Raw genomic sequence first — 15,296 nt, forward strand, 5'->3', positions numbered from 1 at the left:
ATTACAGCCAAAAAGTTAGTTAAATGTTAACGTCAATGTAGCTTTACGCACTTTTACTCAGTAAAACGACGTAAGTTATCTCATACTCATTATAGGTTAATTTTCTGCGGGCATAAAAAAAGCCCCAATAAAGGGGCTTTTTTAAGATTCAAAAATCAATTACTTGATTTTAGCTTCTTTATAGATAACGTGCTGACGAATAACTGGATCAAATTTCTTGATTTCCATTTTCTCAGGCATGTTACGCTTGTTCTTTTCAGTAGTGTAGAAGTGACCAGTTTTAGCACTAGATACTAATTTGATCTTCTCACGATTACCTTTAGATTTAGCCATTTTCTATTATACCTTCTCGCCACGGGCACGAAGTTCAGCAACAACAACTTCAATACCTTTCTTGTCGATAATACGAATACCTTTAGTAGATACACGTAATTGTACGAAACGCTTTTCTTCTTCTAACCAAAAACGGTGGTTTTGTAGGTTAGGTAAAAAACGACGACGAGTCGCGTTTTTTGCGTGCGAACGGTTGTTACCAACCATTGGCTTCTTGCCAGTTACTTGGCATACTCTTGACATGTCAATCTTCTCCAAAACAAATTTTTAACGCTCGAGCATTAATGTGCCTCGTATGGCCGTCGCCCGAGGCACAAAGAGGGCGCATTTTATACACGATTGACCACATAAGATCAAGCAGTGTTTATACAATCCATCCTCGCTCGGCAAAGGAGACTATCTCCTGATCACCTACAACCATATGATCTAACAAAGAAACATCTATGGTTGCCAATGCATTTTTTATTCGCTCAGTTATTCGCCGATCAGCCTGACTTGGCTCAGCAATGCCAGACGGGTGATTGTGACACACTATCACCGCCGCTGCTTTTTTCTCCAAAACAAGGCTAATCACCTCGCGAGGATAAACAGAAGCTGAATCGATGGTGCCACGAAATAATTCTACAAATTGAATGACTCTATGTTGGGTATCCAACAATAGTAAGGCGAACACTTCATAGGATCGGTCTGCTAATTGTCTCATTAAATAGTCCCGAGTTAAATCAGGATTTGTCAAAATTTGCCCTCTTTGTAGATTTTCATGAGCAATTCGCTTAGAAATCTCGGCCGCGGCCTGTAATTGAGCATATTTAACCGGCTACCAACCCCGGCTAATTGGCACACCTGGCTCTTAGACGCACTCAACAAACTGCGTAAACCGCCAAACTGATTTATCATATTGCGGGCTAAATCCACGGCATTTTGCCCCGCTAAACCATTGCGTAAAATCACCGCTAATAATTCTGCATCAGACAATTGCCCAGCACCATTAAGTAATAGCTTTTCACGTGGCTCTTCTCCTTGAGGCCAATCTTTAATCCCCATGCAAACTCCTTGTTAACTGTGAGACGTCATAACACCGACGAATCCAGTTGCACAAATTCGCTACCACTACGCCAATACTGAGTTGTTGTGTTTAAAAAACACTCTATGGATGAGTTGCACCCTCAGAGTGAATGACACTCTCTAAAATCAGTTACACAGTATGGTCGATATTTTTGAGATTGGATCCACGCAACTTGTCATAGGTTTGTGATATTGTTAGCCGCAATGAGATTTGAGGCGGATAATGCACAACATGCTGACAAATAAAAAAGTACTACTCGGAATTGGCGGCGGTATTGCCGCATACAAAAGCGCGGATCTAATTCGCCGCTTAAAAGAACGCGGCGCAGACGTGCGAGTCATCATGACCCAAAGCGCCATGGAGTTTATTACACCATTAACCATTCAGGCGCTTTCAGGCCATCCAGTCGCTTCTGATTTGCTCGACCCTGCTGCTGAAGCAGCAATGGGACATATCGAATTAGCACGTTGGGCAGATGTCGTGTTACTTGCTCCGGCTACCGCAAACTTAATGGCGCGTATCAATGCCGGCATGGCCGACGAGCTACTCACCACCACGTGTTTAGCCACTAGCGCACCTATCATTGTATGCCCAGCAATGAACCAACAGATGTATCAAAACATCGCCACTCAAGAGAATATGGCAAATCTAGCCCGTAAAGGCTTAGCCATTTGGCAACCCGCCTCTGGTCATCAAGCCTGTGGTGAAGTCGGCCCAGGCCGCATGCAAGAGCCCGTCGCCATAGCAGAGCAATTGGTACAATTTTTTGGCCAAAGTCTTTACAAGGGCATAAATTATTACTCACAGCAAGTACAACCCGCAGAAGCTATCGACCCGGTGCGTTATATATCCAACCACAGCTCAGGCAAAATGGGCTTTGCCCTTGCACAAGCTGCAGCAGAAATGGGCGCAAAAGTGACCCTTGTTTCGGACGCAGTCAACCTTGCCACACCAGCTGGCGTTAAGCGCATTGATGTTGACTCTGCACAACAAATGCTCGATGCCGTAATGCAACAGGTTGAACAGCATGATATTTTTATTGGTTGCGCCGCAGTAGCAGACTATCGAATTGCTGATATCGCCGATCAAAAAATTAAAAAATCGGCCGAAGAAATGCAGCTTGCGCTGGTGCGTAATCCTGATATCTTAGCCACGGTAGCCCAGCACACAACACGACCTTTCACCGTCGGTTTTGCTGCTGAAACCAACGATGTAGAGCAATACGCACGTGGCAAACTACAGCGTAAAAAGCTGGATATGATTGCCGCTAACGATGTCTCTATTCAAGGCTTAGGCTTTAATGCCGATAGCAATGCACTACAAGTATTTTGGCAAGACGGCAGCCAACAACTGCCTGCAACAGACAAACTGACACTGGCACACCAATTACTTACATTGATAGAACAGCAACTAAATAAATCATGAAAACACCCATTGAACTCAAAATTCTCGACTCGCGTATTGGCAGTGAATTCCCGCTGCCAGCTTATGCTACTCCCGGTAGCGCAGGTATGGACTTACGCGCAATGACCGACACAGCAATGGTTATCGAACCAGGTCAAACTGTGTTAATTCCAACGGGCATCGCCATTCACGTGGCAGACCCAAGTCTGGCAGCGGTCATTTTACCGCGCTCAGGTATGAAGCTATAAAAATGGCATTGTACTGGGTAATTTGGTTGGTTTAATCGACTCTGATTATCAAGGGCAACTCATGGTGTCATGTTGGAACAGAAGTGATAAACCATTCACACTCGACATTGGCGATCGTTTAGCCCAATTAATGTTTGTCCCTGTTGTGCAAGCAGAATTTACCCTAGTGGATGAGTTTAATAGCTCAGATCGTGGAGAAGGCGGATTTGGTCACTCAGGTACCAAATAACCTTTTCAAGTAGTCACTGAGCCAAGGAACACATCATGGCCGAAAGCCCAAAAATAAACCGTCGTGAACATATTTTACAATGCTTAGCGCAAATGCTTGAGACTAGTCCAGGCCAACGGATCACAACCGCCAAGCTCGCCGCTGAAGTGGGTGTGTCAGAAGCCGCGCTATATCGTCACTTTCCTAGCAAAGCCCGGATGTTTGAAGGCTTAATCGAATTTATTGAAGATGCGATTCTATCGCGATTAAACATCATCATGGACGAAGAAAAAGACACCATGACTCGTTGCCAATTAGTATTACAGCTATTGTTGGTATTTTCTGAACGCAACCCAGGTATTTCAAGAGTATTAAACGGCGATGCACTATTAGGCGAAAATGAGCGTTTACGTAGCCGTATTGACGCACTCTTTGCCAAAATAGAAACTCAAATAAAACAAATTCTGCGCGAAAAAACCTTACGTGAAGGCGTCGGTTTTAACCTCGATGAAGCCATACTCGCTAACTTGTTATTAGCATTTGCCGAAGGCAGAATTTCACAGTTTGTCCGCAGTGAATTTAAACAAAAGCCTACGCTACATTTTGATGAGCAATGGACCTTTATTCAGCAGCAATTATTGAGAAGTTAACGCTTCCTCTCAACTCTATCTTTGTATTTATGTATCGAGTCCTTGCTTGACATTTGAACAGTAAGAAATATGCTAGTATTTTTAATATTAGAATGTTGACAAGGACTTGTTATGAAAAAAATTATTCTATTTTTAGTTATTTCTTTACTCTGTTATTCCAATCAATCTATCGCTCAATCCACAAACTTTAAAGCGGCATCAACTCCATTAGCACAATGCGATAGCGCAGAATGCCACAATCGTTTTTTACAATATAAGAGGTATGCTAAAAAAGGATACTCTGACGCAATGTCAGTATTAGCCGAATTTTATTATGTTGGCTATGGCACAAAACCCAACACAAGCAGAGCGTTAAAGTGGTACCGCAAAGCCGCTAAATTCGACTCACCACAAGCCCAATATAAAGCCGGCATAATTTACCTCAGTGAGGGTGAGTATCAAGATATTGATAAGGGATTAGACTATCTTGAGCAAGCAGAAAAAAGTAACATTGCCCAAGCATCTCATCTTCTAGGTCTTATTTATTGGGAAGGCGAGTTAGTCCCGCAAGACCTTAACAAAGTCTCTTCTCACCTGACTATCGCCTATGAAAAACAATATTCAGATACCACAGACTTTGTTGAAATCCATAAAAATGAAGCGCCTTTTAATGATATTTATAAAATAGAAGTTGCAGAAAGCACACTTAATGCACCTCAAGGCGAAATGGAACAAATATCTGTCGTTTCACCCAACCTTGAAGACGTGTTCGACTACCACCTTGCATTAATGGATACATTTTTGCCAGACGCTGCAAAAGGAACTGGCTCAAATATTGCCGGCAGAACCTGTGATGAACGTATTGAATGCGGCACTCAATCTAATAGGCATCGTATACAAGACTTCTTGATGATTATGTGGTTTTAGTTGCCTTTAATTGATACAAAAACGACACGGTAAGTCTTGTTTAAGCTTACCAATTTACTTTTATAAGTACATAAACTGATTAATTTTATCACTTTTCTAACTTACTAATGTTGCCCACCCACCTTAGATAAAATACAATACCGTTACATTTTTAACATTTATTACACGGACTGTATTTATGCTGCGCATTTTATACCTCACTTGCTGTTTGCTCATTTTATTCACTACCCATACCTTTGCCTCCCCTTCAATTAAAGATTTTAGTGCTGACTCTGAGTTTTCAGGTGTTAAAATTTCACCCGACGGTAAGCACCTGGGTGTGATCTTAATCGAAGATGAAAAACGCACATTATTGATTTTAAACCTTGAGTCAATGAAGCCAACTTATGCAGTCAAATTCAGTGGTGATGAAGAAGTCGGTGGCTACTATTGGGTTAATGACGAGCGTGTAGTATTACAAAAACTCTATAAACACGCTCAACGCGAAGCATCAGACTATTATGGTGAATTATTAGCTGTAAATTATGATGGCAGCAAATCGAAATACTTATTTGGTTATAACAGTGATACATCCGCAAGTACCAAAATAAAAAGTAATGGCGGTATTCAAGCGAGTGCATTCGTACTCGATACCTTAAAGGATAATGAAGACGATATTCTGGTTATGGCTTATCCTTGGAATAAGCAAAATTATGCATATACAGAAGTTTATCGCGTCGACGTTTACTCAGGTAAGCGCAAACGCCTAACTACATCACCTGTTGCTAATGCGGGCTTTCTTGTTGATAACAACAAAAATGTACGCTTTAGTTTCGCCAATGATAAGAAAAACAATGAACAACTCTTCTACTATGAAGATGGTGAATGGGTTGATGCAGATAAAATTAGAGGCGGACTCACCAATTTTTACCCGCTTTCGTTCACCGAAGACAATAAATCAATTTACGCTTTAGCAAATGGTGAAGGTTCAACCCGCGCAATTTATGAAGTCGAACTTGCAACAGCTAAACATAAAAAAATTATCCAACATGACGTTGTCGATCCATTTATGACATGGGTAAGCGACCAAACCAATGCCCTTTACGCGGTTGAGTTTGAAAACGGCTACCCAGAGTATCGCTTTGTAGACACTCAAAGCGATAAAGCCAAAGCCCTGCGACAGTTAATGGATGCAATTCCAGATCACCGCATTCGTATTGTTAGCGAAACCGTCGATGGCGACACGCTTATTGTGATGGCGATGAATGATAGAAACTCAGGTGACTATTACTTATTTGACCGTAAAAAGCTTAAACTCAAATTCTTATTTGCTGAAAACGCAAAGCTAGACCCTAGCGAAATGTCAGAAGTACGCCCAATTAGCTTTACAAACCGTGATGGCGTGACCATTCATGGTTACTTAACGCTACCTGTCGGCATGAAAGAGCATAAAAACATGCCGCTTGTGGTTAATCCTCATGGCGGTGCACATGGTTCGCGCGACTTGTGGGTATTTAACGCAGAAAACCAACTGTTAGCACAAAATGGGATTGCCGTTTTACAAGTTAACTTCCGTGGTTCTGGTGGATACGGTAAAGCATTTGAAGAGTCTGGCTACTTATCTTGGGGCAGCAAAATTCAATACGATATTATTGATGCTACCCAATATGTTATTGACCAAGGCTATGCCGACAAAGACAGAGTGTGTATTTCTGGCGGCAGTTTTGGTGGTTACTCAGCACTCATGAGCCCAATGCTAGCGCCAGATATGTTCAAATGTGCTGTAGGTGTTGCCGGTGTTTATGATTTAGAACAAATGTATAAAACCGGTGATGTACCTGAATCTTACAGTGGTGGAGCATACTTAGAAGAAGTGTTAGGCACTGATATTCAACGTCTTCGTGAAATGTCACCGACTCACAACGTGAATAAGCTAAAAGCCAAAGTGCTGCTAATTCATGGTGAAGAAGATGAGCGCGCACCAATAGAACAATATGAAGCAATGGCAAAAGCGCTAGAGCAAGCTAACTACCCTTTCCAAAAAGAAATTTGGAAAAAAGAAGGCCATGGTTTCTTTAACGCCGAAAACCGCGCTAAGTATTATGAAATCATGCTTAAGTTCATCAAAGAGAACTTAAACGTTAAGTAGTAATTGCTTAAGCGTTTAATCAACAAAAGCCGATACTTGACTAAAAGACTCGGCTTTTTTATTGCCTACAGTATTAATTTACAGCAAATCGCGCTATTCTCCTCGTCCCTTAGCAGCAGCTAAGCACGTTTTAACGTACACTTAAAAACAGTGATATAGAGTCGTTGGAGGATATATGGCACTCAGTGAAGCCGCAATTAAAGTACAAGCAGCACTAAAAGATCGTGGGCTAGAAACCCCAATGCTGCCAAAAACTTCCACGCCTGAACAACGTAAAGTTAAAATTGAACACCATATGCGTGAAATTTTGACCTTAATGTCACTCGACCTAACCGACGACAGCTTGGCTGACACGCCGCGGCGTATTGCAAAAATGTATGTCGACGAGATCTTCTCGGGGCTTGATTACGAAAACTTTCCCAAAATCACCGTCATTGAAAATAAGATGGGGGTGGATGAAATGGTGCGCGTACAAGACATTAGCTTAACCAGTACTTGTGAACACCATTTAGTGACCATCGACGGCTTCGCAACGGTAGCCTATTTGCCACGCACTAAAATTATTGGCTTATCTAAAATTAACCGTATCGTGCGCTTCTTTTCCCAACGTCCGCAAGTGCAAGAACGCCTAACTCAACAAGTGTTAGTGGCGTTGCAAACCTTGCTTGAAACAAAAGATGTTGCCGTAAAAATGGATGCGGTACATTACTGCGTTAAATCTCGTGGGGTAATGGACTCAACCAGTTCAACCACCACCACAGCGCTTGGCGGTATTTTTAAATCAAATCCGGCTACCCGTGCTGAGTTTTTACACCAAGTGAAATAACGTATTCGAATTACGCTAAAAAGAGCAATAAAAGCTGCATCAATATGACTATTGTGCAGCTTTTTTAATTTTCCAGTCTCAGCGGATCAGTTTGTCTAAACTAAATACCATATTGCTCACGGTAAGCGCTGACGCTAGCAAGCTCAGCTTCCATGCCCGGCTTTTCAGACAAGTAACTAATTAAATCAGCAAGCTTAATAATCGACACAATCTGACAACCAAAGTCACGCTCAACTTCTTGAATCGCCGACAACTCGCCCTTGCCTTTTTCTTGGCGATCCAATGCAATTAATACGCCTGCAAGTTGAGCATTGTGGGCATTAATAATTTCCATCGACTCACGGATCGCAGTACCAGCGGTTATTACATCATCCACCAGCATCACCTTACCTTTAAGCTCGCTGCCAACCAAACTGCCGCCTTCGCCGTGGGTTTTAGCCTCTTTGCGGTTAAAGCAGTAAGGAATATCCACATAGTGATGATCGCACAAGGCAACAGCTGTAGTGGTGGCAATAGGAATGCCTTTATAAGCTGTAGTCAAACAACAAGTCGAACTCAATGCCAGAATCCATTAACGCAGCAGCATAAAAGCGGCCTAAACGCGCTAAGTCTTTACCCGTATTAAATAATCCGGCATTAAAAAAGTACGGGCTCGTACGGCCAGATTTAAGGGTAAACTCACCAAAACGTAATACTTGGCGGGCTAATGCAAACTCAATAAATTCGCGTTGATAGGCTTTCACGATTATTCCTCTTTCATCAAATTTTAGATTAATACCAATTCCAGCAATTATCTGGTCATTCAGCGGGAATTCTGTGTCTTCTAGGCAAGTAATAGGATTGTAGGCATAGTTGCTCTACGTCAAAATCCTATAAAGCAGCATAGAAGGCACAGAAACCCGCCTGCAGGAGGCGCTCAGACTGTCCATTTCTTTGTTGCATTGCCTTAGAAGGGAATAACCATTATTTCAACAATGCGCCTCAAACTGAACAGTCTGAGCGACTCTGATTGGTCACATAATTAATGGAAATGGTATAAAAAAGGACCGTAATCGATTCATCATTTTCAACAGCATATTAACTTAATGCGGCTTTTTGCACATCGACGATTTCGCGAATACTGTTTTTAGCCAGACCAAGTAGTTCAATTAATTCTTCATGGCTGAATGGCTCGCCTTCAGCAGTACCTTGAATTTCAATAATCTTACCGGTTTCAGTCATCACTACGTTCATGTCAGTTTCAGCTGCGCTGTCTTCAATGTATTCTAAATCACTGATCGCTTCGCCTTTGTAAATACCCACACTTACCGCTGCAATTAAAAACTTAAGTGGGTTAGCTTTAATAATGCCTTTACCACGAGCCCAGTTCAGGGCATCCACTAACGCCACGCAAGCACCAGTAATGGCCGCAGTGCGTGTGCCGCCATCAGCTTGAATCACGTCACAATCGATAACGATAGTGTTTTCACCTAACAGCTTCATATCAACAGCTGCACGTAAAGAGCGACCAATTAAACGCTGAATTTCTTGTGTACGACCAGATTGCTTACCTCGAGCCGCTTCACGGTCCATACGGCTGTGGGTTGAACGCGGTAACATACCGTATTCAGCAGTCACCCAACCTTGGTACCTGGCCTTTAAGAAAACGTGGCACACCTTCAGTAAAGCTGGCAGTACATAATACTTTTGTGTCGCCAAACTCAACTAAAACAGAGCCTTCAGCATGTGCAGTAAAAGAACGCGTAATAGTAATAGGGCGAGTTTGAGCTGGTGTACGGTTACTTGGGCGCATGAAAAGTCCTGTAGTCGAATTCATATCAGATTTGAGCGCATATTATAGAGCTTCACGCCGTCAGATGCCATGACAAACCCACCCTATTCGTCATCGCTAACCTATGACCTCTCCCACTTTAGTATCCATATGATTGATATCAACCAAGATACAGCACAAATCTCCGCACTAATCCTTTAATCCAGAGGCCTAAAGCGGCTATAATCAACCCACATTTGCGTAATAACATAACAGGACACTTCATGATCCAAAGCATGACAGCCTATGCTCGTATTGAGCACAAAGCACAATGGGGTACCGCCTCATGGGAAATTCGTTCAGTCAACCAGCGCTACCTAGAAACCTACCTGCGCCTACCTGAGCAGTTTCGAAGCTTTGAACCTGTCTTACGCGATCGCCTACGTAAACGCCTTAACCGCGGCAAAGTCGAAGTCAATCTACGTTATGAATTAGCCGACAACAGCAGTAACGAATTACAGCTAAACCAAGCGTTAGCCAAGCAATTATTAAGTGCTGCCAACTGGTTAAAAGAAGAAGCCGGTCAAGGCGAATTAAGCCTTACTGACGTATTACGCTGGCCAGGCGTGCTCGCCTCTGCCGAGCAAGACATGGACGCCATTGGCGCAGAGCTAATGACAGCATTTGACAGCGCAATCGATCAGTTTATCGAAGCGCGCGGCCGTGAAGGTGAAGCCATTAAAGACATGCTACTCACTCGTTTAGATGGGGTAATGGAGCAGGTTAATATTGTGCGCGAACACATGCCAACCGTCATGCAGTACCAACGCGACAAGCTCACCAACCGTTTAGCCGATATTGCCGGTGAACTCGACCCAGCACGCATTGAGCAAGAAATGGTACTCCTCGCGCAAAAGCAAGATGTTGCCGAAGAAATGGACAGACTTGAAGCCCACGTAACAGAAGCACGCCGCATCCTTAAAAAAGGCGGCAGCGAAGGTCGTCGTTTAGACTTTATGATGCAAGAATTCAACCGCGAGATCAAACACCCTAGCGTCTAAATCAATTAGCGCAGAAATCACCTCAGCCGCAGTTGAATTAAAAGTATTGATTGAGCAAATGCGCGAGCAGATCCAAAATGTTGAATAAGCTTTAAGCTTGAACGCAGTAACAATGAAGCCCAGCATTTGCTGGGCTTCATTGTGTAGTTTTTGATATCAGTAGCTTAAATAATCCATTAGCCTTTAAGCCTTACACCACCTGTACACTACGGCAATTAAAGTCGGGCATTACACGCTATAACCGTTAAAACAGCTTTTACCTGCTATAGCGTGTAAAACAATAATCGTGTCGCTACAATCATTATAATTACCATTCTGTTATGTGATACAAGCCCATACAACCAAAGTGGTGTATATCAAAATCTAGCTGTTATTCACAGTAATAGTAGGTACCACTGACATGCCAACGCGAAGCTGTGCGGCATCAACCTGGCCAGCATCAATGATGATTTTTACCGGTAAACGCTGAACAATTTTAGTAAAGTTACCTGTGGCATTGTGCGGCGCAACGGCGGAGTAACTCACCCCGCTTGCTGGGGCTAAACTGTCTACATGGCCTGTAAACACCTTACCCGGTAGTGCATCAACTTCAATATTCACTGCCTGGCCAGCTTTTACATTGGCAAGCTGAGTTTCTCTAAAATTGGCATGCACATAAACCTGATCTAGCGGTACTACAGCCAATAGCGACACCCCAGGATTAACGTAACTGCCCACCCGTAAAGACTTTTTGCCCACTATGCCATCAATGGGTGCGGTAATTTGTGTATAAGATAACTGCAAATTTGCCACATCTAACATTGATTGCGCTTGCTGTAACGCTGCCTTAGCTTGGTCAATATCAGCTTGTTGAATCATTTTATTTTGCTTAGCCGCCAACAAGCCTGCCTCGTTTTTACGAAGGTTAGCCTGCTCAATACTCACTTGCGCTTCCGCTTCTTGCTGCGCCTGCACGGTACCCGAGCCATCAGTCGCCAGATTGCGATAACGCTCAAGGTTAAACTGCGCTAATTTAAGCGTCGAAATATTAGCATCTAAGGTTGCTTGTGCTTGCTCAATCACCGCGTCTTGATTAAGTAACTTGGCTTGCAAGCTTTTAATGCTCGCTTGGGCGCTAACCACCTGAGCCTTGGCAGTGTTAACTGCGGCCACAAAATCGCGATCATCAAGGGTCGCAATCACATCGCCTTGCTTAACCACGTCATTATCATCCACAAATACCTGGCTTATTTTGCCGGCAATTTGTGGGGATACAAGCGTAAAATCAGCTTGAATATACGCATCATCTGTCGACTGTGTCGCATTTGCTGATTCAGGTTGATTTAGGTAAAACACACCGCCAATCGCCACAACGAATAAACTTGTAACTACGGTAACTTTGATAGATTTAGATATTGCCATTTTCAATTACTCACTTTCAAAACATAAATTTACGATTTGGTTAGATCCGGCGCAGGCACATAGGTCATCATCAATGCCAAGGGGATCAAAATAAGTGCGAGTACCCCCAACACTAAATAGGCATCAATCACCGACAGCACCATAGATTGCTGGGCAACAGTTGTCCCTAGGGTTGATGCGTCTAGCGCTTGTGGAATGGCACCATCAACAATGCCTGCATGGTCAAGTAACATGTCGCTATGAAAACGGCTGCGTACCGTTAACAATTGGCCCACTATTGCACCACCTATAAGCGACCCAAACACCCTAAAAGTGTTAATCGCCCCCGAAAAATAAGAGCCTTCACTTGGATGCAGCACACTGGTCATTAAAAATAAAATCGACACTACGGCCATAGGTTGACCAATGGCTTGCAGCAACTGAGCAACTAAAAATTGGTCGCGATTCCACTGCGGAGTTAGTTGCGCGCCAGAAAAACAGGCCAAAGCAATAATGCCTAAGCCAATGGCCAGCATCACCCGAGAATCGACCCATTTTTGGTACAATAACAATGCCACCACAGACCCTAACACCAACTGCGGCAAGGCAATTAGCAGCCCAATTGGCGCAATTTGCATAACCCGATAATCTTGTAACCCCGCAAGGTAGTTTGACGGCAACATCGACCCAGACATCAACACCACAAGTAAAAACGTTAATAAAATTGTGCCGATTAGCAGGTTTTTACGTGCCATTAATTGAGGTTTAATAAAAGGCGCATCATGGTGCCATTCGGTCAAGGCATAACAGCCAAACAAAATCACACCGCCAATTAACGACACGACAATTAACGGGGAGTTAAACCAGTCAAGGCGTACACCTTGGTCTAGCGCAATAGTGAGCAATAACAACGATATTACGCCGCAAAACATCCCAAGCCAGTTACCTTCTGCAAAGCGGGCGTATTTAACCTCTTCTTTAGGCAAGCCCCAACCCACAAAAAATGCAGCGACTGCACACAAAGGGATCACCTGCCAATAAATCCAACGCCAGTCTGACAAGCCGTCAGTCCACAAACCGGTTAACCATACAGCTAAATTAGGCGCAAATGTGGCGGTCATTGCATACAAAGCCAAGCCATGTAAACGAATATGGGGAGGTAAAAACTTAAGGGCACGCCATCATCAAAATTGGGATTAACGCGCCGCTACTTATGCCCTGAACAAAGCGAAGTCCTATCAACACATCTAAGTTTTGAATAAAAGGCAACATAGCCGCAATAAGCGCACACACAAACACCATCGACAAATGAAAACGTCTTACCGACAAGGTAATCGCAAACCAAGAGGCAAATGGCATGGCAATTAATTCGCCCATGGCGTATGCAGTTTGCAACCAAGAGGCATCGTCAAGACCTGCTCCCATCACGCCGCGCACATCAGCTAAACCCAGCGAGCCCACACGGTTATTAAGGCCAGACATCATGGCCGCAATAAAAATACCTAACAGTCCAGCCAATGCATGAATGGGCATGCCAAAGATGCGTTTGGGCACAACTGCAGCAGGTTCAGAAAGCACCGCGGTACTCATTTAACCTCCCCAAGTGTTGTAATTAGCATTGCGCTTTTTTCAGTAACGGGTTGGCTATTATCCCAACCACCACCAAGGGTTTTATATAAACTCACCACAGCCATTTCAGCTTGAGTGGTACTGTTATTCAGTTGAATTTGACTGTTAAGCACTTGTCCTTTTTGCTGCAAAACAGCTAAATGATCACTGGTGCCTTGCTGATAATTGCGCTCAATCATCTTCATAGCTTGCTCAGTGTATTGGTGCGCAATAGACAATTTATGCTGTTGGCTTTGTTGTGCGCGCCACGCATCGATAGCGTTATCCACTTCGTGCCAGGCAGCCAACACTGTTTTGCGATAACTCAAAGCTGAACTCTTTTGCTTTTCTTTTGTTAACTCAAGTTGCTGAGTTAACTTGCCGCCTGAAAAAATAGGCAAATACACTTTAGTGCCAACCGAAAATGAGCGCGAATCCCAACTCAGTAGGTCATTGCTGTCAAAAGCCTCAAGCCCCAAACTGCCAGACAAGGTCACTCGAGGATAAAAATCAGCTTCTGCGACACCAATAGCAGCCACTGCTGCATGTAAATTGGCTTGTGCCTCAAGAATATCAGGGCGACGTAATGCTAAGTCAGACGGGATCTCAACCGGCACACCCGCTGGCAGTTGAATCGGTTTATTGGATGTGGCTAACAATGCATCTAATGCCCGAGGCTGCTCACCTAACAATAATGCTAAGGCATTCATTAATTGATTACTGCGCATGGTGAGCTCAGGTAAGCTTGCCGTTAATGTCGCTAAGTCAGTTTGGGCGCGAATCGTATCAAAATGCCTGCCCACACCATTATCTTCACGGCTTTGCATTAACGCGACAATCTGTTCAGCGGTTTGCTGCTTGTCTAAACTAATGGCTAGCTGAGTTTGCGCATTGCGCAATTGCAAATATGCCTTGGCCACTTCAGCAGCTAAGCTGACACGAATGGCTTCACGCTGGTATAACGACGCATCTAATTTTGCGTTAACTTCTTCTGTCGCCCGTTGTGCACGGCTCCAAAGGTCAAGCTCCCAACTGGCATCAAAACCTGCCGTCCAATAATTTTCGGCCTCCGACGGCGCGCCTAATGCCACCATCTTGCCATTTTCGCTATTACCTTCTGCGGGCATAACTGGCGTTTGCAGAGAGCCTAGGTTGTTGGTCGGCAGCTGTGATCCCCAACGCCGCACGGCTTTGCGCTATTCGGCTGGTCGCAATTTGTAAGTCTATATTTCCGGTTTGAGCTTTGGCTTGTAATTGCGTCAATATCGGGTCGTTAAATACCGCCCACCATTGCCAATCAAGTGTTGGTTGGGTAGCTTGTTCGGCGTAACCGTAATCAGACCGAGCCTCAGTTGCCGTTTGGATTATTTCGCTCTCTGGCACTGTAAAGTCTGAGCCAATGTACAACCAGACAACACAGCTAACGACACGGCTAACGCCAATGCATGTGGTGAAAACGTATTACTTCTACCCGTAAATAACATGACAACTATTCCTAAATTAACGAGGCCTGTTGATCCTTGCTGCAAAACAACCTTGAAAGATCAACCGCGCCTATGAGCTCAATCAAACCATAGCAACAAAACTGTACCGCTCGGTTTGATTGTTAGGTAAATAAAAAAATTCGTTAGGGTTTATAACTGCACTAACGAATTTCTATTGCACGACATCGCAAGCTTTAATATAAAATTTGAACTGTACCGTACGGTTTGATATAGTGCCTATATC

12 protein-coding genes and 5 pseudogenes are annotated in these 15,296 nt (G+C 43.7%); 7 read left to right on the top strand and 10 right to left on the bottom strand.

Translation table 11 applies throughout. From position 1 onward, the window contains the following. Positions 1–159: 159 nt before the first annotated feature. The 3 genes and pseudogenes from rpmG to radC all read right to left on the bottom strand — a co-directional run bounded on the left by rpmG (position 160) and on the right by radC (position 1,377). Complete coding sequence (rpmG, locus tag N4T56_RS18335; protein WP_055025224.1) at positions 160–333, bottom strand: 50S ribosomal protein L33; 174 nt, start codon at positions 331–333, stop codon at positions 160–162. 6 nt (positions 334–339) lie between these two features. Beyond that, positions 340–576, bottom strand: a complete 237-nt coding sequence (gene rpmB / locus N4T56_RS18340) for a 50S ribosomal protein L28 (RefSeq protein WP_160054466.1) — start codon at positions 574–576, stop codon at positions 340–342. A 121-nt stretch (positions 577–697) separates the two neighbouring features. Then, positions 698–1,377: pseudogene (gene radC, locus N4T56_RS18345) on the bottom strand (RadC family protein). A gap of 253 nt (positions 1,378–1,630) precedes the next feature. Between radC and coaBC the strand changes: the two are divergent. From coaBC to folE, 6 genes and pseudogenes are all read left to right on the top strand, one after another. Next, positions 1,631–2,824 carry a bifunctional phosphopantothenoylcysteine decarboxylase/phosphopantothenate--cysteine ligase CoaBC gene (coaBC, locus tag N4T56_RS18350; RefSeq protein ID WP_390904086.1) on the top strand — a complete coding sequence of 398 codons (1,194 nt, stop codon included), beginning with the start codon at positions 1,631–1,633 and terminating at the stop codon, positions 2,822–2,824. Beyond that, positions 2,821–3,280: pseudogene (gene dut, locus N4T56_RS18355) on the top strand (dUTP diphosphatase). Before coaBC ends, dut begins: the two are co-directional and overlap by 4 nt. Before the next feature lie 35 nt (positions 3,281–3,315). Continuing rightward, positions 3,316–3,909, top strand: coding sequence for a nucleoid occlusion factor SlmA (gene slmA / locus N4T56_RS18360; protein WP_261734235.1), 594 nt, complete (start codon positions 3,316–3,318; stop codon positions 3,907–3,909). Between the two features lie 111 nt (positions 3,910–4,020). Beyond that, positions 4,021–4,815, top strand: coding sequence for a tetratricopeptide repeat protein (locus tag N4T56_RS18365; protein ID WP_261734236.1), 795 nt, complete (start codon positions 4,021–4,023; stop codon positions 4,813–4,815). 178 nt (positions 4,816–4,993) lie between these two features. Next, the gene (locus tag N4T56_RS18370; RefSeq protein WP_261734237.1) at positions 4,994–6,943 is read left to right on the top strand and encodes an alpha/beta hydrolase family protein; all 1,950 of its coding nucleotides are present in this window, start codon (positions 4,994–4,996) and stop codon (positions 6,941–6,943) included. A 175-nt stretch (positions 6,944–7,118) separates the two neighbouring features. Continuing rightward, positions 7,119–7,769, top strand: a complete 651-nt coding sequence (gene folE / locus N4T56_RS18375; RefSeq protein WP_101088524.1) for a GTP cyclohydrolase I FolE — start codon at positions 7,119–7,121, stop codon at positions 7,767–7,769. A 100-nt stretch (positions 7,770–7,869) separates the two neighbouring features. On the opposite strand, the pseudogene pyrE reads toward folE, so the two are convergent. Together pyrE and rph are read right to left on the bottom strand one after the other, a co-directional pair. Further along, positions 7,870–8,512: pseudogene (gene pyrE / locus N4T56_RS18380) on the bottom strand (orotate phosphoribosyltransferase). Between the two features lie 334 nt (positions 8,513–8,846). Then, positions 8,847–9,561: pseudogene (gene rph, locus N4T56_RS18385) on the bottom strand (ribonuclease PH). A gap of 242 nt (positions 9,562–9,803) precedes the next feature. Here rph and N4T56_RS18390 point away from each other — a divergent pair. Beyond that, positions 9,804–10,668, top strand: a pseudogene (locus N4T56_RS18390) (YicC/YloC family endoribonuclease). A gap of 275 nt (positions 10,669–10,943) precedes the next feature. Here N4T56_RS18390 and N4T56_RS18395 read toward each other — a convergent pair. Genes N4T56_RS18395 through N4T56_RS18415 form a run of 5 tightly spaced genes read right to left on the bottom strand, consistent with a single transcriptional unit; the run spans position 10,944 to position 14,951 of the window. Further along, a complete protein-coding gene (locus tag N4T56_RS18395; RefSeq protein WP_261734238.1) occupies positions 10,944–11,981 on the bottom strand; it encodes an HlyD family secretion protein in 1,038 nt (345 codons plus the stop codon). Between the two features lie 29 nt (positions 11,982–12,010). Then, positions 12,011–13,081, bottom strand: a complete 1,071-nt coding sequence (locus tag N4T56_RS18400; RefSeq protein WP_261734239.1) for an MFS transporter — start codon at positions 13,079–13,081, stop codon at positions 12,011–12,013. A gap of 46 nt (positions 13,082–13,127) precedes the next feature. Continuing rightward, a complete protein-coding gene (locus tag N4T56_RS18405; protein WP_261734240.1) occupies positions 13,128–13,550 on the bottom strand; it encodes a hypothetical protein in 423 nt (140 codons plus the stop codon). Then, on the bottom strand, positions 13,547–14,695 hold the full coding sequence (locus tag N4T56_RS18410) for an efflux transporter outer membrane subunit (protein WP_261734241.1): 1,149 nt from the start codon (positions 14,693–14,695) through the stop codon (positions 13,547–13,549). The genes N4T56_RS18405 and N4T56_RS18410 overlap by 4 nt, the downstream gene beginning before the upstream one ends. Beyond that, the gene (locus N4T56_RS18415) at positions 14,679–14,951 is read right to left on the bottom strand and encodes a hypothetical protein (protein ID WP_261734242.1); all 273 of its coding nucleotides are present in this window, start codon (positions 14,949–14,951) and stop codon (positions 14,679–14,681) included. Before N4T56_RS18415 ends, N4T56_RS18410 begins: the two co-directional genes overlap by 17 nt. Between the last annotated feature and the right edge of the window lie 345 nt (positions 14,952–15,296).

This window comes from Shewanella phaeophyticola, assembly GCF_025398315.1.
GTDB classification, from domain to species: domain Bacteria; phylum Pseudomonadota; class Gammaproteobacteria; order Enterobacterales; family Shewanellaceae; genus Shewanella; species Shewanella phaeophyticola.